This window comes from Salegentibacter agarivorans (assembly GCF_900113135.1).
GTDB lineage: Bacteria > Bacteroidota > Bacteroidia > Flavobacteriales > Flavobacteriaceae > Salegentibacter > Salegentibacter agarivorans.
The window spans coordinates 117882-135927 of the sequence record NZ_FOOH01000006.1 but is presented as its reverse complement, the minus strand read 5'-3'; the positions used below and the strand labels follow the sequence as shown (position 1 = coordinate 135927).

Here is an 18046-nt window from a genome sequence, read left to right as displayed (position 1 = left end):
CACGGCATTCAATCCTCAAATCAATTCCTTAAATGAAATTAAACTATTCCTTTATAATTCCTGTATATAACCGCCCCGGGGAGGTGAGGGAGTTGTTAGAGAGTATGCTCAAACTTAAGTTTGATCGGGATTTTGAAATTGTGCTTGTAGAAGATGGTTCCAGTATTTCTTCTGGAGGTATTGCAACCGAGTTCCAGCAACAACTCAACATTAGTTACCACTACAAAAAGAATACAGGCCCCGGAGATTCCCGGAATTTTGGGATGCGAAAAGCCAAAGGCAATTACTTTCTTATCCTGGATTCTGATGTTTTATTACCTGAAAATTATCTGCAGGAAGTAGATAAATTCCTTCAGCAGGATTACTGCGATTGTTTTGGCGGGCCAGATGCTTCTCATCCTTCATTCAGCAAGATTCAGAAAGCCATAGATTATTCCATGACCTCTTTTCTTACCACTGGTGGGATTCGAGGTAAAAAGTCGGCGGTAAATGATTTTCAGCCCAGGAGTTTTAATATGGGGATTTCAAAGAACGCCTTTGAAGCTTCCGGCGGATTCGGGAAAATTCATCCCGGCGAAGATCCCGATCTTTCGCTTCGGCTTAAAAAAATGGGATATAAATTATGTTTAATTCCAGGTGCGGTGGTTTTTCATAAACGCCGCATAGACTGGTCTAAATTCTATACCCAGGTTCAAAAATTTGGGATGGTACGGCCAATTCTCAATAAATGGCATCCAGGCTCGGGGAAAATCACTTATTGGTTTCCCGCGGTTTTTAGTTTAGGCTTTTTATTCGCTATTTTGCTTTTAAAACTGGGAATTTGGTGGTTATTTCTTTTATATGTACTATATTTTGTGATTATTGCCATAGATGCCGCTATTAAAAATAAAAGTTTAGGAATTGGTTTCCTGGCGGTTTATGCCACTTTGGTACAATTTTTTGGATATGGTTATGGCTTTATAAAATCCCTCTGGCATATTCATATTTTAAAACAGGACCCGGAACACGAATTCCCGAATTTATTCTTTAAAAATGTTTAAAAACATAAGATTTAAAAGAATTTCTATAAAAAAATCCAGCTTAAAAAGCTTCGGGTTTTTCTTGCTGTTTTCTTCACTTATTTGGTTTTTTGTTCAAATTTCTAAAGAATATACGCAAGTAATAGATATTCCGGTTTCTTATGAAAATGTACCTTTAGATAAAACCCTATCTAAAGAACGGCCAGATAATTTACAATTAAGAATTCAGGATAAAGGTTTTGCCATTTGGTACTACCAGATCTTTAAACCCAGGGTGGAATTAGATCTTGGCAAAGCCACAGAAGAAGATGGCGAGCTGGTTTATAATTTTGAAGCCAACCGCGAAGTTTTGGAAGAGCAGGTGAATATCAATTTTGAAAAAGCCCGTTTTATCCAGGAAAGCCTTTCGGTAGAATTTCAGCCTAAAAAGAATAAATGGGTAAATGTTAGGCCACGTATAGATCTTAATTACGCGGTAGGTTATTCGGCAGGGGAGCCGGTAAGCCTGCAACCCGATTCGGTACAGGTAAGCGGCCCCGAAAATATTATTGATACCCTTCAAAATTTAAATACGGTTTATTTAAAGATCAACAACATTAATACTAATGTTTCCGGCAGGGTTAAAATTGATACTACCAACCTGGGAATGTTGAGTTTTTATAATACCGAGGTTACCTATAGCCAGGAAGTAGAGAAGTTTACCGAAGGCAGTGTAAAAGTGCCGGTAGAAATTCTAAATAAGCCCGAAGATACCAATATTGCTATTTTTCCGAAAGAAGTTTTGGTGTATTATCAGGTGAATTTAAAGCAATACGAAATGGTGAAAGCCGAAAACTTTAGGGTGGTTTGCGATTTTAATGATATAGATGATGGCGACGATTTTATTATCGCCAGGATTACAGAAGCGCCTTTAATGGTGAGAAATCTTCGGCTTAACGAGCGTAAAATTCAATTTGTTATAAAACGATGATGGTAGTGGGACTCACCGGCGGTATTGGCAGCGGGAAAACTACCGTGGCCGGCTTTTTTAAAGAAAAAGGCGTCCCGGTTTATATTGCCGATGATGCCGGGAAACGCCTCCTGGAAACTTCAGCAGAGATAAGGGAAAAAGTTACCGCGCTTATTGGTAAAGAAGCTTATTCTGGCCAAACGCCCAATCGTAAACATATCGCTTCCGTAGTATTTAATGAATCTGATAAACTGGAGGCACTTAACGCAATAATTCACCCAGCCGTAGCCAAAGATTTTGAAAGCTGGAAAAACGAGCAGAATTCGGTTTATGTAATTTATGAAGCAGCAATTTTGTTTGAAGCCGGCGGTTATAAAAAATGCGATATAAATATTTTAGTTACTGCTGATAAAGCAGAAAAAATAAAAAGATTACAACAACGCGATAATAGTTCCCTGGAAGAAATTGAAGCCAGGATGGCCAAACAATGGAGTGACGACCAAAAGAAAAAATTGGCCGATTTAGAAATAGAGAATCACGATTTATCCCTTACCAAATCGCGGGTTGACGAATTACATCAGATTATCTTAAAACGAGGTAAAAATTAGCAGAAGTTTTGTTAACATTTGGTTAAACGCTTGAAGCACTAAATGTTAAAATCTTACTTTTGGCAGCATGAATAAAAAGCTTTTTTTACTTCTCGTTATCTTAATGAGCCTTTCCCTTATCGGTATTATTTTTGTGCAGGGATACTGGATTAAGAGTACCGTAGACGACAAAGAAGCACAGTTTACCTACGATGTGAAACAGGTACTCTTAAGAGTGGTTAACGAAATTGAAAACCAGGAAATTGAAGATTACTGGATGAAATTTAAAGATGCCGACAGCACAAATAGTCGGTTGCAGGCCGCCACGATTACCGAATATTCTTACGTAAACGAAAACAAATTAAGAAACCAAACCCTCTTTCATTCAGATGCTATTCTGGAAGAAGATTATAAGGTTTCTTCAGGCTTTATAGAATCGGCCCGCGATAGTATTCCCTTCACCAAGCTCATCAATAAAAAGGTGACCAGTATTGTGAATAACCGTAATAATATAGACGGTAGCGGCCTAAGCTCTCAACAGCAAATTGAGCGTATTATTCGTATGGACGAGTATGAGAAGAATTTGCTTAAAGAATATATTGCCGAGCATACCAGCAGGCTTCCGCTGCACCAAAGAGTGAACGAAGCTACTATAGAAAGGCTTTTAGCCCAGGAATTGAGCAACCGCGACATCAATTCAGAATTTGAATATGGTGTTTACAGCAATAGTATTTCTACAAATCTGCACAGCGATAATTTTTCGCTAAGCCATCCCGCCACCTACGGGGTTCCGCTTTTTGCAGACGATATGGGAAATAGCAATTACCAGTTGCTGGTTAATTTTACCGAAAAGAAAAAAGTAGTGCTTTCATCTATAACATTAATGGCTGCACTTTCTATAATTTTTACCCTTATTATCGTGATCGCTTATTCCAGCGCATTATCACAATTGATAAAGCAACGGCAAATTTCACAGATAAAGACCGATTTTATAAATAATATGACGCACGAATTTAAAACGCCTATTGCCACCATAAACCTGGCTTTAGACGCTATTAAAAACCCTAAGATTAGCAGCGACGAAGAAAAGAAAAAGCGCTATCTTAAAATGATTCGTGATGAAAATAGAAGAATGCACGCCCAGGTAGAAAACGTTTTACGAATTTCTAAACTGGATAAAAATGAGCTGGACCTTAAAAAAGAAAGGCTTCAGCTTAATGAGATTGTAGAAGATGCCATTAACCACATAGAATTAATTGTAGAAGATCGTGGCGGTTATATACAAACGCATTTTGGGGCCCTGCGCTCTTCAATTTTGGCCAATCAGGATCATTTTACCAATGTGATAATAAACATACTGGACAATGCCGTAAAATACTCTCCAGAGACGCCTAAGATTGATATTTATACTGAAAATGTAAAGAACTACATCATCCTTAAAATTCGCGACCAGGGAGCGGGAATGTCTAAGTTGGTGCAAAAGAAAATATTTGAAAAGTTTTATCGTGAACATACCGGGGATATCCATAACGTGAAAGGTCACGGTTTAGGTTTAGCCTATGCCAAAAGAATTATAGAAGATCACCACGGGCAGGTATCGGTAGAAAGCGAAAAAGGAAAAGGAAGCACATTTATAATTAAATTACCTCTAATATCTTAAATATATGGAAACTGAAGACAAGAAAATTTTGTTAGTAGAAGACGATCCAAACTTTGGAACCGTCTTAAAAGATTATTTGGCGATGAACGATTACGAAGTAACGCACGCCAAAAACGGAATGGAAGGTTTTGAAAAGTTTAAAAAAGACGATTTTGATCTTTGTATTCTTGATGTCATGATGCCTTACAAAGACGGCTTTACGCTGGCTAAAGAGATAAGGGAAAAGAACGAAGAAATCCCAATTATCTTCCTTACCGCCAAAGCGATGAAAGAAGACGTGCTTAAAGGTTATAAAGTAGGAGCAGACGATTACCTAAACAAACCTTTTGATAGCGAAGTATTGCTTATGAAGATAAAAGCCATTATGCAGCGTAAAGCTACAGATAGTGTGGCAGACTCTAAGCAATTTGAGTTCGAGATTGGTGGTTTTCACCTTAACTCTAAACTAAGGTTTTTAACCTATAAAGACGAAGAAGCTCAAAAACTTTCTCCAAAAGAGAACGAGTTATTGCGTTTACTTGCCTTGCACGAGAACGATTTAATGCCAAGAGAACTGGCACTTACCAAAATTTGGAGAGACGATAACTATTTTACCTCCAGAAGTATGGATGTATATATCGCCAAACTGCGTAAATACCTTAAGAAAGACGAGAATGTAGAGATTTTAAACATTCACGGCGAAGGATTTAGATTGGTGGTAAAAAACAACGAAAATGCCGAAGCATAACGCGAGGTAATTTTCAGTTTCCGGGAATAATGAGAGTGGCTAATATTCTATTTTAGTCCATTTAGCTTATGTTGAACCTGACCGTTCAGGCGGACTCGTTTCAATAAAGAGAACGTCATCCTGAATTTATTTCAGGATCTAGGTTGTTAAAAAGTTAGATGCTGAAACACCCCGAAGCTTCGGGGCAGCATATCGTGGCGAAGCGGCTGTAGCAAAAAGCCACTCTCATTGTTTTCTTACCCGGAAAAATTTAACAATACTTCCCCGGCCGCTACCTGGCCATGCATTTTTATGCCCCGGTTTTAATTACGGAAAACCGTATAATTAACGTAATTTTTAAATCTTTCACGCCACAAGTTTTATCTTTACTGCCGGAAGCGCTAAAATCCGGCTATGAAGCAAAGTTACTTTACATCACCCGGTTTTACTTTTCGGCTACAGCCGTTTGGTACACCTACTGCGCTTTTTTTACTCTTTTTTTTACTGAATATTTCGTTTGGGTTTGGGCAACAGCCGAATTATACTCACAACCTACCGGAAGCTAGAAATTTGGATTATTTTACCTTAACCGCAGGAGACGTATTTAATCCACAAGCTAAAATTGATAGATTAATAATTTCCGTAGATGTAAATTCCGAAGGAGAAAGATTTGTTTTGACCTTCGGTAACGGAATAAAGAAAGTAGGAGAGAATGATGGATTAATAGATTTTATTACAAATCAAAATGATAGGTTAAGTAATCCACTGGATTTTGCCATTAATAGTGAAGGTAAATTTTATGTAGCTACAAATGAAAGCAATCGACGGTTTATTAGAGTTTATTCAGCTGAAGGAGTTTATTTGCCAAATGAAGAATTAGGTAATGGTGAATATGACACTTCCGGAGCAGATCGCTTTAAAGGCCCAGTAGGACTGACTTTCGATAATGAAGATAATCTCTATGTAGCTGACCATTATATAGGAGATGCTGATCCTCCTCCTTCTAGACCAAGTTCAATTAAAATTTACAGAAAGGACAATACAGGTAATTATAAAAATAATTTAATCAATGAATTTGATAATGTTCAGGGAACTGTACTGAATTCACCATACAGATTAGCTGTGAATAGTGATGGGCATCTTTATATGGCCGAATTAGGTCAAAATAATAATGCAAGTGTCAAGATTTTGGAGTTCGATAATAATTTCAATCCTACTCAAATAGGTGTAATCAGTGGTAATCAAATTGCAGCCCCTGGAAGTATTATTATCGATAAATTTGATAATATATTTATTGCAGATTTTGGTCCTGATATCAATTTAGCTAGAGTTCTAGAAGCTACTGATGATATTGATGAATTTTATGAAGTTTTTGAACTCATTAAACAGGGGATAGAAGATAATATATTTAATATCAACATCTATAATCCAGATAATAGTTTTCATTCAAAAATTTCTTCTCAAATAGATTTTCCTGTTGATCTTGCTATTTCAAACTGTGGAACATTATATGTAAATAACGCTATTTTTGAGGGAAGGATTATAACTTTGTTTGGTCAAAGAGTTCCAGATATTTCCATAGATTTTGACTTAGAGGTTTATCAACGTTCTCCAGGCTATGATACGGAAGATCCAGTTACAATTTCTTGCCCGGAAGACCAGGAAGAAAATTTAAATAATGGATCATTTAATTTATTGGATTACAGGGATCTTGCTGAATTTACCGATAATTGCGATAATAACCTAGAGATTGTACAGGACCCACCAGAAGGCTTTACAATTACTGAAACTACTGAAGTTTCAATATTCGCAATTGATGAATCTGGTAATGAATCCGAACCATGTATTTTCGAGGTAATTATTAATGAAGAACCAGATACACCACCAGAATTCGTAAACTGTCCCCAGGAAATTATTGAAATAGATGCAGATTCCGGAGAATGTGGGGCAATCTTAGATTTTGAAACTCCCGAAGCCGTAGATGATAATGGCAATCCTACAGTTACACAAATTAGTGGTCCAGAAAACGGTGACTTTATTAATGTAGAAAATGGAACAGTTGAATTAGTATTTCAAGCTGATGACGGGGTAAATGATCCTGTGAATTGTACCGTTCAAATTAAAATTATTGATAGCGAAAATCCGGTTATTTTAGATTGTTCACCAGAAAATATTGAATTTACAATCCAGGAAGGGGAAACTTATCCATTACCAGATTATACAGATCAAGTTACTGTAGAAGATAATTGTGATACCGGTCTAGAACCCGTTCAGGATCCTCCACCTGGAACTCCAATCGATGCAGATGAGGTTGTAACTTTAACGGCAACTGATGAGGCCGGGAATGTATCTAATGTTTGCAGTTTTACAGTAAAAATAAACGTAGAAGAAACTTACGAATTTCAATGTATAGAAGAATATACAGTAAGGTTAGGAGAGGGGGCTCAAAATTCAGGAGTAGAAGAAATTGCAACTTCAGAATTTATAATTAGTGAAACTTCAAATCTGGATTTTGAACTTACAAATCAACAATTTACTTGTGATGATATTGGTACTAATCCGTTGACTATTAGAGCTACAAATAGAGAAACCGGAGAATCATATTCCTGCGAGGTAGACGTTACTGTTATAGATGTTGGAGCACCTTTAATTATTTGTCCGGCAGAGACCATAACTACAAATCTTCCTGAAGAAGGCTATAAAGTACCAAATTTCTTTGAAAACAGGATTTCAGATAACTGCGATAATATAGAAGATTTAGACTTGGTACAGGATATTCCGGAGGGGACCATATTAGATTCAGCAGGAACCTATACAATAAATTTAACCGCTACCGATTCTTACGACAATGAAGAAACCTGCAGAATTACTTTAATTTTAGAAGAAGACGACCCTAACGCACCCGAAATAGAATGTGTAACTCACGAGCTTTTCCTGGACCAAAATGGGCAGGCTACTTTAGATCCTGAAGATATTTTTTCTGGTGAACGGGGAAATCTGGAACTAAGTGTAGATATAGAAAATTTTGATTGTTCCAATCTTGGCCAAAACACTGTGATTTTAACCGCTACAGATCCTGATACAGGCTTAAGCGATACTTGTGTCACTGAAGTAATGATCTCTGATGATATTTTACCTGTAGCAAATTGTGTAGCACCGGGAAGGGAATTTAGATTGCAAAATGGGAGTGTTACAATTTCACCATCGGCCATAGATTTAAATTCCGAAGATAATTGTGAGCTCACCAGGACACTTTCCGAAGATACTTTTACAATTCCCGGAACAAAAAATATTATTTTGTATGTAGAAGATGTTGCGGGAAATACCGATCAATGTCCCACTACAATAGAAATTCTGCCTGAAGATACAAATCGCGTTTACCGCTGTATCGAGGAAGAAGATATCCCGGATATTAGGCTGGATGAAGATTGTGAGCTTAATATTCCCGATTATGCCCGATTAATTGAAACCGAAAATTTCAACGCGGCAATCACACAAACTTACGAAGCGCTAACCGAGGACACCTATTTAATAACTGTTGAAATCAGGGATGACGATACCGATGAATTTGTAGGAGATTGTGAATTTTCGGTGAATATTGTAGATTTAATTCCGCCAGGTATTTCCTGTCCCAACGATCAGATAGAAAACTTTGATCCCGATACCGGTTTTGAGGTTCCCAATTACGAAAATATGGCCGGGATTTCAGATAATTGTGGCGAAGTAAGTTTCCGCCAGGAACCCGCTGCCGGGGAGATAATTTATAATAACACTACGGTAAATCTTTTTGTAGAAGATGAAGGCGGCCTGGAAGCCAGTTGTAGTTTTGAGCTGGAATTAACCGAAGCCGATGTTTTAAATATTTCCTGCCTAATAGATAAAAATGTAAACCCAGACGATAATTGCAGTTTTTGGTTACCAGATTATACTTCCAATGCCGATGTTAATTTTCCCGGTGCCGATATAACACAAACTCCACCGGTAGGCACCATACTTACTGAAAGTACCCAAATTAAACTTACCGCCAGCCTTAATGGCGAAACAGACGAGTGCTATTTTATGGTAAACCTGATAGATGATCAGGACCCGGTTGCAAATTGTGTTTCCGGTTATGTAGTGAATTTAGACAATAATGGTACTGCAAGCATAACTCCAGAAGACCTGGACAATAACTCTACCGATAACTGCGGAATTGTTTCCATGGCTTTAAGTCAGGTAGATTTCACCACCGCCGATATTGGCGACGTGCCGATAACTTTAACGGTGAGAGACGATGCCGGAAATATAGATTATTGTGAGACCACGGTAGAAGTACGGGACGAAGCTTCAGGAGAATTTGAATGCCGGGAAAATATTGAAGTTTTTCTTGATGAAAACGGCGAGGCCAATCTCAATATTCAGGAGCTCTACACCGGCGACGCCAGCGGACTTAATTTAGAAGCAAGTCGGTTAAATTTTACTTGCGAAGATTTAGGTGTGGCATTTATTCAGTTAGATTATTCCGGCGATGAAACAGGCAGTTGCACCATAAACGTAGATGTTCAGGATGAGCTTCCACCAGAGATCAATACAAACCTGGTAGAACTCACACTTGATAATGAAGGTTTCGCCTACCTTGAAGAAAGCGATATTTTAGCCGAAGATAATTGCAGCGAAGAGTTAATTTACCGTTTTAGCAAGTCGGTTTTCACCTGTAAGGATGTGGGGATGAATTCAGTAAACGTTGAGGTAGAAGATATTAACGGAAACAGGAGCGATAAAAATATACAGGTAAGAATTAGCGGCGAAGGCTGTGATCTTCCCGAACCGGGGGAGAACGAATATTTATTTATCTACCCAAACCCCAACAACGGTATTTTCACCATTGTCACCCCCGAAGGAATGTTTGTTGAACAGGTTCGGGTTTTTGATTCCCGTGGGCGTTACATTATGCAACAAGACTATAGCGCCAATGCCCGCTTCTACAGAATGACTATCCAGGGTGTGGAAGAATCGGTCTACACCCTACAGATCTTCACCAACGAAGGTGTAATAGTAAAACGCGCGATAATTAAGAGATAGTTTTTTCAGTGAGCAGTTTTTTAGTTGGCAGTTTGCAGTCTCAGTTAGCAGTGATTCAGTAAGCAGTTGGCAGTCTCATTTAGCAGTGGGTTTGTTGATTGTTTTGTGGGATTTTCCGGTTCTCGGTTGTAAGTTTTCAAGCTCTTTACATTCGTCGTCGCGAGCGAGGAACGAGCGCGGCGATTTTTTGTTATGAGTGAGAATCTCCCAGGAAATAGAATTAACCCAAAACAGATTGCCACGTCCTGCTATCGCAGTTCTCGCAATGACGACCTCATTTAAAGCTCTCCTCCTTTCCAAGGAGGAGTACCCGAAGGGGGAGGTGGTTTGTTGTTTGCTGTTGGAGAGTTCTCGGTTCTCGGTTATGATTTTTCAGGCTCTTTACATTCTTCATCGCGAGCGAGGAACGAGCGCGGTGATCTTTTCTGATATCTTAGATTCTCCCTTATTAGGAGGTTAGTAGGCTTTATTTCCTCACCACATCTGGCACCATAAACTCATAATTGCCATTATTGCGAATCACGTCCCGAACCACAGTAGAGGAAATATGACTTTTTCCGGAAGAAGTGATAAAAAACAAGGTGTCTATCCCGCTCATTTTGTAATTGGTTTGCCCAATGGCTTTTTCAAATTCAAGGTCCTGTGCGTTTCGTAATCCGCGTAGGAGGAAAGCCGCGTTTTGTTCCTTACAGAAATCAACGGTAAGTCCTTTGTAAGTGGTTACGCTTATTTTGGGCTCATTTTTAAAGGTTTCCTTTAAAAAATGAAGTCGTTCCTCCAGCGAGAACATATATTTTTTATTAGAATTGGTACCAATAGCCAAAATAATTTCATCGAATAACGGGAGTGCTCTTTCAATGATATCGGTATGGCCTAAAGTAATAGGATCAAAAGACCCCGGAAATACTGCTTTTTTCATAAATCAAATTTAGTCTTCCCTTGAAAACGGAAATCTAATTTAGTCATTTTTAGATGAATTTATTCCAGTTCTTCCGTCACTTCGGGTTTTTTGATGTAAGGAGGAAATATGTGAAGTGGAAATTACCAGGGAACGTCATCGTGAGGGAGGCACGAGTGTGGCGATCTTTTGTTAGAAATTAAAACCTCCCAGGGAAATAAAACTAATCCAAAACAATTACCACGTCTCACTATCATTTTTCATTTTTTGCTCGCCCAAAAAACGAAACAAAAAAAGGCGTCCTATGTGGAGGTGTTTTTTGGCAGTGCCTTCCTCTCCCTTCAGTCGTCGGAGGCAGAAAAAATCGCAAATCAGCAGCTAAATTTTCTCCAGGGCTTCAAAAATTTTTAAGGCTGCTGATTCTCTACACTCACACACGGAGTGTATGTCTCGCTACGTTCGCCTATCGGCACCTCCACTTGAAAGGAAGGAACTTTAAAATAATTATTTACTTATAGAAATCTTTGATTTCCTATAGAGCGAGAAAATTCCCCCTTTGGGGGTTAGGGGGCTGCTACTTCAAAGCCGTTTCAATCGCACTTCCGTAGAGATCGGTTAACGTGATTCCGGCGGCTTCGGCTTGTTGAGGTAGAATACTCGCCTGGCTTAATCCGGGAGTGGTGTTCATTTCAATAAAATGAGGCTCGCCATTATGAAAAATAAACTCGGAGCGGGTAAAGCCTCGCATTTTGAGTTTTTTATAAATCAACTTGGCGATTTCCTGTACCTGTTTGGTTTTTTCTTTAGAAATATTGGCCGGGGTGATTTCCTGTGATTTTCCTAAATATTTAGCCTCGTAATCAAAGAATTCATTTTCAGAAATTATCTCGGTAACCGGAAGCGCCTTTACTTTTCCTTTATAAGTGATCACGCCAACAGAAACCTCGGTGCCATCCAGGAAAGATTCAATAATCACTTCATCATCTTCTTTAAAGGCAGTTTTTGTAGCGGGAACTAATTCTTCTTCGGTTTTAACCTTGGTAATTCCAAAACTACTGCCGGCGCGATTGGCCTTAACAAAACAAGGCAACCCGACCTTCGCAATAATTTCTTCCGCATTCACTTTGTCCTCCTTATTCAGAAAATAATTAACTGCAGTTTTTATTCCATAAGGTTTTAAAACGCTTATCAGGTCGCGTTTATTGAAGGTTAAAGCTGCCTGATAATACCCACAGGTAGTTTGTGGGATTCCCACCAATTCCAGATAAGCTTGCAAGAGTCCGTTTTCTCCCGGTGTACCATGAATAGTATTAAAAACGCAATCGAAGGAAATTGTTTTTCCGGCAATTTTTACGGTAAAATCGTTTTTGTTAATCGGGTAGGGAGTATCATCATCGGCCACCACAAACCATTCTTTTTGCAAGATATGCACGCGGTATGGTTCGTACAAATCGCGGTTAAGATGTTTATACACCATATTTCCACTATTGATGGAAATTCTATATTCACTGGAAAAGCCGCCCATGGCGATGGCAATTTTTTTCTTCATTTCTCCGTTATCAGTTGTCAGTTATCTGTTTTCGGTTAACAGTTTTTCAGCTATTTGGCCTGGTTAGAATACTCTCTGAGGACTCAAAACCCAGTACCGATAACTGTGAGAACAAATCTACAAACAATCTGTCACCAAAAGCAGGGGTTTTATATCTTTGCTGCTTAGAAACAAATGTATGGGATTCTTTAAATTTATTTTCAGCAAAACCTTTTTAATTCAATTGGTGATTGCTGCCATTGTAATTGTGGTACTCGCTTTTTTAGCTCTTAGATGGTTGGATTATTCTACCAACCAGGATCAACGAATTGCAGTGCCAGACCTCTCTAAACAGTCTTTAGATGTGGTAGACGATCAACTGGCTGAACTCGATTTAAGGTATGAAATCCTGGATTCGGCAAATTTTAATCCCGATTTTCCGCGATATTCTGTAATAGAACAAGTACCGGAACCGGGACAATTTGTAAAGGAAAACAGAAAGATTTACCTTACATTGAATCCGTCTGGTTACCGAAAAATAATGATCCCCGATTTGATTAGGAGAACCCGTCGCCAGGCCGAACCTACCTTGCGATCTTTAGGTTTTGAAATTGGTGACGTAAGTTATAAACCCGATATTGCCGAAGACGCGGTATTGGAATTAAGACATAAAGGTAAAAAACTGGAACCGGGAGATGAGTTGATGAAAACTTCTAAAATTGATCTTGTATTGGGCGATGGCTCGGGAAGATATAGAATGGAAGGTGAAGAAGAGCAGGATAGTATAACTTCTGAAGAGGAGGAAATAGAATTTTAATGAAGGAAGACGAGCAACACGAAATAGAGGAACAGGACGAAACTTTATACGAACATCATAAATTTGAGGCCGGTCCCGGCCAGAGTCCGTTGCGGGTAGATAAATTCTTAATGAATTTTATTGAAAATGCCACGCGGAATAAAATTCAGAAAGCCGCCAAAACCGGAAACATCTACGTTAACGAAGAAAAGGTTAAGCAAAATTATAAAGTAAAAGCCGGTGATGTGGTGCAGGTAATGTTTGAGCATCCGCCGTACGAGTTTTTGCTTACTCCAGAGAATATTCCGTTAGATATTGTTTATGAAGACGATACCTTGCTTGTGGTAAATAAACCGGCAGGAATGGTAGTACATCCCGGTCACGGAAATTACAGTGGCACGCTTATAAATGCACTGATTTACCATTTTGAAAATCTGCCGAATAACTCCAGCGACCGGCCAGGTTTGGTGCACAGAATTGATAAAGATACCAGCGGACTTTTAGTTATCGCCAAGACTGAGGAAGCAATGGCGCACCTCTCCAAACAGTTTTTTGATAAAACCAGCGAACGCGAATACGTGGCCCTGGTTTGGGGAAATGTTGAAGAAGATGAGGGCAGGGTAGAAGGCAATATTGGTCGTCATCCTAAAAACCGTTTACAAAACACGGTTTATGAAGGTGATGAAGCCGAAAAAGGAAAACCCGCAGTAACCCATTATAAAGTTTTAGAGCGCTTTGGTTATGTAACTTTGGTTTCCTGCCAGCTCGAAACCGGAAGAACGCACCAAATTAGGGTGCATATGAAACACATTGGGCATACACTGTTTAACGACGAGCGCTATGGTGGTGAAAAGATTTTAAAAGGAACTACTTTTAGTAAATACAAGCAATTTGTAGATAACTGTTTTAAGATTTTGCCCCGCCAGGCACTACACGCCAAAACCCTTGGGTTTATCCACCCAAAAACCGGCGAAGCAATGAGTTTCAATACAGAAATCCCTGAAGATATCCAGGCTTGTATTGAAAAATGGCGTAACTACGCCAAAAACCAGAAAGAGGTTTTGTAAGGTTTTTTCGTTAACTTTATAAGAAAGCTTGTTGAAATGGAAAACATACACCTAAAAGTTAGTACTAGAGAAGCCTATAAAGACTTAATGGAGTTTTTGGAAAAGTTCGATAAAAATGAACTCGAAATTATCCCTGATTCAGATTTTGAAAAGCAAAAAGCAAATCTTCAAAAGGAGCTGGAAGCAATTGAAGAAGGGAATTCCGATTTAATGGATCTCGAAGAATATGACAGCTATTTGGAAAAGGTTATAAGTGAATATGAAGATTAAATTATCTTCAAAATTCAGGACTAAACTTGAACGTCAGGTAAGATATATTGCAAAAGATAAACCCGCAGCGGCTAGAAAATTTAAAACCGACTTATTGTCTGAAATTCGAAAAATTTCAGATTACCCATACTCTTTTCGTCCATCAATTTATTTTGAAAATGAAAATATTCGAGAAATGATTTTCAAAGGATATGTAATCATTTTCAGGATAGATTCTGAAAATAAAATGATTCTGGTTTTCGCTCTTCTAAAACACGAAGATTTCTCTCAATAAATTGTTTTAAAAACAACCCAAAAGTTCCCCCCCCCCCCCCCCTTTATTTTTAAGGGGAGGTGGCCGCAGGCCGGAGGGGTTCCTGTTCAAATATATTTTTCAATTTTAAAAACTACTGCTTTCTAGCTCTTTCCGGTAGGTTTTATAAGCAACTCGTTTACATTCACACTATCGGGTTGGGTAGTGGCGTAAAGAACCGCATCGGCAATATTTTGGGGAGCTAATTTAGGTTCGCCGTTGCCATAATCCTTGTCTTCCAGTAATTCTTCATCGCTAATGTCTTCCCTAAGCCGTGTTTCTACAGTTCCCGGTTCAATAGAAGTTACTCGAATATTAAAGTCGGGAGAAAGTTCCATTCGCATGGCGCGGGAAAGTTCTATCACTGCAGCCTTAGAAGCACCATATACAGCGCCGCCTTCAAAAATCTCTTTTCCATCTACCGAGGCTATATTAATTATATGTCCGCTTTTTTGCTTTTTCATTGTTGGAAGCGCAGCGTGGATACCACGTAGCGTTCCTTTTACATTAACTTCAATAGTTTGTAGCCAGTCTTCTAGCTTGCGGTTTTTAAGGTAGGTAAGGGGCATCACTCCTGCCGAATTTACCAGAATATCTATCTTTCCAAATCTATCGTATATTTTCTCAAAAGCTTCAGTCACACTTTTATCGCTGGTAACGTCCATTTCCACTTCAAAACTATCGCTAAGGCCTTTTCCTATATCTTTCAATTTATCCAGGCTACGGCTGGCTAAGGCTACTTTACAGCCTTTTTTAGAAAGTTCTTCGGCAATAGATTTTCCAATTCCGCTACTTGCGCCGGTTACTACGGCTACTTTATTATTCAAATTCATGTTGTTTGTTTATTGGTTGGTTTGCAAGTTGGGAGGAATTAGAAGTTTAAGGCGTTAAAGAAGTTTGAAATAACAGGAATTTAACGAGTAAGATCTTTAATTAGGAATCCAGGATTAAGGGTTCCCCCATCACCCCGAACTTGTTTCGGGGTCTAAGTAATTTTAATTCCATCAGATTGTCAGAGCCTGCGCCCAATTCTTGATCGGGGGTTCTAATAGGTATAGATTAATCATCATTCTAGCTCCTGAAATATCCCGAAGCTTAGGGACATCATATCGTGAGATCGTCACCCTGAGCTTGTCTCAGGGTCTAGGTTGTTTCTTAAATCTGCAAAAGAATTAAATATATAAACGCTAATCTCAATTCAACGAACAATTTACATTCGTCATCATTTTCCACGCGCAGTTAAATTTTGGTAGTTTTTTAGCCGAATTCAGTTTTTTCTTAAATCTTATTTTTATGAATTTCCCTCCAGAAGTCTTGTATTGGTAATTCGCCGAATTAAGCAAACGCCCGTTATAATCTATAATAATTCCTCCGGTATTTCGCCAAAGAAAACTACCGCTAAAGGCTTTAACAAGCTTGGGATGTTTACGGGAACCTTCCATTTTTTGAGTTTTTTGGAAGTATAAGATAAGGAAAAGTTGTGTTAAAATTAAGTTTAAGAAGAAATTAATTGATTTCCAGAGTGTTTCAAATCCTTAATATTTCTTTTTTGAAATGCGATTCCCGGTAATTTGGCGTTGTGCGGCAGACTTAAACCTGGAGATCTCCATATCCCTTAATTTTGCGTGTTTGGTCTTTCTACCCTGTACCCTGGCGCGCCATTTTCTCCAGTTGCGCGGGTGCATTTGCTCTTGCATAAACTTAATCACCTCTTTTTCGGTAAGTCCAAACTGGTATTCAATAGCTTCAAATGGCGTACGGTCTTCCCAGGCCATAGCAATCACCCGGTCCTGCTGCCGCTCATCTAATTCAAACTTTTCAGCGATGCTCATTTTTACTCGATAAGTGAGGTTTTAAAATTCATTCCGGGTTCTCCTCGAAATCAATTTTTTTAAGCCTTGCCGGCCTACCCCGAAATTGCTTATTTCAAATTTAAGAAAATAGAAGACTTTGAAAGCTTGAACATTGGTGAAGGTTTTGTAAAAAAGAAAGCAATTTTATAGAAATCAATAAATTGAAGCAGAATAAAAATTATTTGGGCGTTTCCCTGGCGGGTCGGGCTTTACGCTACAATCTTTTTGCTCGATAATCGAGATTTAATGATTTATGGTTTGTCTTGAAATTGAAGTTTTTTTAAATATTTCAGGTTCTTGCTCTGGGGTAGTTTGCTCGTTTCTCCCAAAAAGGATTTCCACTGCAATCCCTAACGCAAAAAAAATGTTGATTATGAATTTATAATATGAAAACTTCCCTATTATGCCATTTTAAAGCTTCCGGTGATGGAAACCAATTTTCATTTTCTGGTAATAAAATTTGCTTTCCTTCAAAAGCTGACAGTGGGAAGCTTGAGTTTTCATCCTCTATTGTTGGTGAAATTCTAACTAAGAAATCTGAATTAATTGTTACTAGACCACGATCGAAGGCCCGATGAAGTGTTGGTGATAATGCAATACCATTCGTGACTGTATCATCATTCGAAATACTGAAAGGATAAATATGGCAGGCATCTACCATTTGTACATTTTGAGTAGAATTTATTTTTAAACCCGAAATACAACAGGTGTAATCGTAAATTTTGGGTATAGTTTTTTTAAACATTCCACCTCGCACGAAAATTTCTTCTTCAAAATCGCTCTGCTCCAAAGTTTCCCTTAATTCGGCAATATGATTCTGATAATATTCTTTGGGCTCATTTAGTATCTCGTTTTTAATTTTATTTTCTTCATAATAATTGTCTTGTCTCAAGTAATTATTTCTGAAATCAGGAAAAAAAGCTTCAATTAAAAGCTGCTCGAACCACAATTGGTTTTCTGGAAGCTGAAGTAAGAAAAATAAATCCTTATCTATCTCAGCAAAGGCAATTGATTCATTTAAATTATTAAAGCTTTTGATACTTTTAGAACTTGTGGTTACGATATCTTTTCCCGGTTTAGGAACTAGATGCCAGAATGGCTCTGATCTCATATGAAAAAATGGTAAAGAGAAATTTCGAGAATGACCAGTTTGTACAAGTTCTTCCCAATTTTGCTTAAAAGCTAGAATAATTTCGGAGATAATAAATATTCTGTTTGATTTAATCACTCCTTTAGCAATTAGCTGAATTATGGCGAGAAGAAGAATTGGTTTATGAGGAGCTCTACCTAGATTTTCGCTGAAACCACGGTTTAGTTTTTTAAAATAGTTCGAATATTTATAAATAATTTCTTCAGACAT

At 38.3% G+C, this 18046-nt stretch carries 16 protein-coding genes; 10 read left to right on the top strand and 6 right to left on the bottom strand.

What is annotated here, in order from left to right; genetic code table 11:
- The first annotated feature begins 32 nt into the window (after positions 1-32).
- The 6 genes from BM084_RS06255 to BM084_RS06230 all read left to right on the top strand — a co-directional run bounded on the left by BM084_RS06255 (position 33) and on the right by BM084_RS06230 (position 9982).
- Entirely contained in the window at positions 33-1040 is a 1008-nt protein-coding gene (locus BM084_RS06255) for a glycosyltransferase family 2 protein (protein WP_093303689.1), read from the top strand.
- Positions 1033-1989, top strand: coding sequence for a CdaR family protein (locus tag BM084_RS06250; protein ID WP_093303687.1), 957 nt, complete (start codon positions 1033-1035; stop codon positions 1987-1989). The genes BM084_RS06255 and BM084_RS06250 overlap by 8 nt, the downstream gene beginning before the upstream one ends.
- Positions 1986-2576, top strand: coding sequence for a dephospho-CoA kinase (coaE, locus tag BM084_RS06245; protein WP_093303685.1), 591 nt, complete (start codon positions 1986-1988; stop codon positions 2574-2576). The genes BM084_RS06250 and coaE overlap by 4 nt, the downstream gene beginning before the upstream one ends.
- A 67-nt stretch (positions 2577-2643) precedes the next feature.
- A complete protein-coding gene (locus BM084_RS06240) occupies positions 2644-4215 on the top strand; it encodes a sensor histidine kinase (protein ID WP_093303682.1) in 1572 nt (523 codons plus the stop codon).
- A 4-nt stretch (positions 4216-4219) separates the two neighbouring features.
- On the top strand, positions 4220-4942 hold the full coding sequence (locus BM084_RS06235; RefSeq protein WP_075327539.1) for a response regulator transcription factor: 723 nt from the start codon (positions 4220-4222) through the stop codon (positions 4940-4942).
- Positions 4943-5335: 393 nt separating this feature from the next.
- On the top strand, positions 5336-9982 hold the full coding sequence (locus BM084_RS06230; RefSeq protein WP_093303680.1) for a T9SS type A sorting domain-containing protein: 4647 nt from the start codon (positions 5336-5338) through the stop codon (positions 9980-9982).
- 466 nt (positions 9983-10448) lie between these two features.
- Here BM084_RS06230 and coaD read toward each other — a convergent pair whose 3' ends face one another.
- Positions 10449-10901, bottom strand: a complete 453-nt coding sequence (coaD, locus tag BM084_RS06225) for a pantetheine-phosphate adenylyltransferase (protein WP_093303677.1) — start codon at positions 10899-10901, stop codon at positions 10449-10451.
- 553 nt (positions 10902-11454) lie between these two features.
- Positions 11455-12429 (bottom strand): D-alanine--D-alanine ligase, encoded by a 975-nt coding sequence (locus BM084_RS06220; RefSeq protein WP_093303674.1) that lies wholly within the window; start codon positions 12427-12429, stop codon positions 11455-11457.
- Positions 12430-12607: 178 nt separating this feature from the next.
- Between BM084_RS06220 and BM084_RS06215 the strand changes: the two genes are divergently transcribed.
- From BM084_RS06215 to BM084_RS06200, 4 genes are read left to right on the top strand one after another with little or no spacing between them, the layout of a single operon-like run.
- Positions 12608-13225, top strand: coding sequence for a PASTA domain-containing protein (locus tag BM084_RS06215; protein ID WP_075327534.1), 618 nt, complete (start codon positions 12608-12610; stop codon positions 13223-13225).
- A complete protein-coding gene (locus BM084_RS06210; RefSeq protein ID WP_075327533.1) occupies positions 13225-14271 on the top strand; it encodes an RluA family pseudouridine synthase in 1047 nt (348 codons plus the stop codon). The genes BM084_RS06215 and BM084_RS06210 overlap by 1 nt, the downstream gene beginning before the upstream one ends.
- A gap of 36 nt (positions 14272-14307) precedes the next feature.
- Positions 14308-14541, top strand: a complete 234-nt coding sequence (locus BM084_RS06205) for a hypothetical protein (protein WP_093303672.1) — start codon at positions 14308-14310, stop codon at positions 14539-14541.
- The gene (locus BM084_RS06200; protein ID WP_075327531.1) at positions 14531-14815 is read left to right on the top strand and encodes a type II toxin-antitoxin system RelE/ParE family toxin; all 285 of its coding nucleotides are present in this window, start codon (positions 14531-14533) and stop codon (positions 14813-14815) included. Before BM084_RS06205 ends, BM084_RS06200 begins: the two co-directional genes overlap by 11 nt.
- A gap of 122 nt (positions 14816-14937) precedes the next feature.
- Here the strand turns inward: BM084_RS06200 and BM084_RS06195 are convergent, their stop codons facing one another.
- The 4 genes from BM084_RS06195 to BM084_RS06180 all read right to left on the bottom strand — a co-directional run bounded on the left by BM084_RS06195 (position 14938) and on the right by BM084_RS06180 (position 18046).
- Complete coding sequence (locus BM084_RS06195; RefSeq protein ID WP_093303669.1) at positions 14938-15666, bottom strand: SDR family oxidoreductase; 729 nt, start codon at positions 15664-15666, stop codon at positions 14938-14940.
- 360 nt (positions 15667-16026) lie between these two features.
- The gene (locus BM084_RS06190; protein ID WP_075327529.1) at positions 16027-16275 is read right to left on the bottom strand and encodes a hypothetical protein; all 249 of its coding nucleotides are present in this window, start codon (positions 16273-16275) and stop codon (positions 16027-16029) included.
- Positions 16276-16368: 93 nt separating this feature from the next.
- On the bottom strand, positions 16369-16665 hold the full coding sequence (locus tag BM084_RS06185) for a TIGR03643 family protein (RefSeq protein WP_093303666.1): 297 nt from the start codon (positions 16663-16665) through the stop codon (positions 16369-16371).
- 400 nt (positions 16666-17065) lie between these two features.
- Positions 17066-18046, bottom strand: a complete 981-nt coding sequence (locus BM084_RS06180) for an HNH endonuclease (RefSeq protein WP_075327527.1) — start codon at positions 18044-18046, stop codon at positions 17066-17068.

Bases quoted from the DNA above. Each gene is read 5' to 3' on its own strand.
- BM084_RS06255 (WP_093303689.1), top strand. From the start codon at position 33: ATGAAATTAAACTATTCCTTTATAATTCCTGTATATAACCGCCCCGGG.
- BM084_RS06250 (WP_093303687.1), top strand. From the start codon at position 1,033: ATGTTTAAAAACATAAGATTTAAAAGAATTTCTATAAAAAAATCCAGC.
- coaE (WP_093303685.1), top strand. From the start codon at position 1,986: ATGATGGTAGTGGGACTCACCGGCGGTATTGGCAGCGGGAAAACTACC.
- BM084_RS06240 (WP_093303682.1), top strand. From the start codon at position 2,644: ATGAATAAAAAGCTTTTTTTACTTCTCGTTATCTTAATGAGCCTTTCC.
- BM084_RS06235 (WP_075327539.1), top strand. From the start codon at position 4,220: ATGGAAACTGAAGACAAGAAAATTTTGTTAGTAGAAGACGATCCAAAC.
- BM084_RS06230 (WP_093303680.1), top strand. From the start codon at position 5,336: ATGAAGCAAAGTTACTTTACATCACCCGGTTTTACTTTTCGGCTACAG.
- coaD (WP_093303677.1), bottom strand. From the start codon at position 10,901: ATGAAAAAAGCAGTATTTCCGGGGTCTTTTGATCCTATTACTTTAGGC.
- BM084_RS06220 (WP_093303674.1), bottom strand. From the start codon at position 12,429: ATGAAGAAAAAAATTGCCATCGCCATGGGCGGCTTTTCCAGTGAATAT.
- BM084_RS06215 (WP_075327534.1), top strand. From the start codon at position 12,608: ATGGGATTCTTTAAATTTATTTTCAGCAAAACCTTTTTAATTCAATTG.
- BM084_RS06210 (WP_075327533.1), top strand. From the start codon at position 13,225: ATGAAGGAAGACGAGCAACACGAAATAGAGGAACAGGACGAAACTTTA.
- BM084_RS06205 (WP_093303672.1), top strand. From the start codon at position 14,308: ATGGAAAACATACACCTAAAAGTTAGTACTAGAGAAGCCTATAAAGAC.
- BM084_RS06200 (WP_075327531.1), top strand. From the start codon at position 14,531: ATGAAGATTAAATTATCTTCAAAATTCAGGACTAAACTTGAACGTCAG.
- BM084_RS06195 (WP_093303669.1), bottom strand. From the start codon at position 15,666: ATGAATTTGAATAATAAAGTAGCCGTAGTAACCGGCGCAAGTAGCGGA.
- BM084_RS06190 (WP_075327529.1), bottom strand. From the start codon at position 16,275: ATGGAAGGTTCCCGTAAACATCCCAAGCTTGTTAAAGCCTTTAGCGGT.
- BM084_RS06185 (WP_093303666.1), bottom strand. From the start codon at position 16,665: ATGAGCATCGCTGAAAAGTTTGAATTAGATGAGCGGCAGCAGGACCGG.
- BM084_RS06180 (WP_075327527.1), bottom strand. From the start codon at position 18,046: ATGTCTGAAGAAATTATTTATAAATATTCGAACTATTTTAAAAAACTA.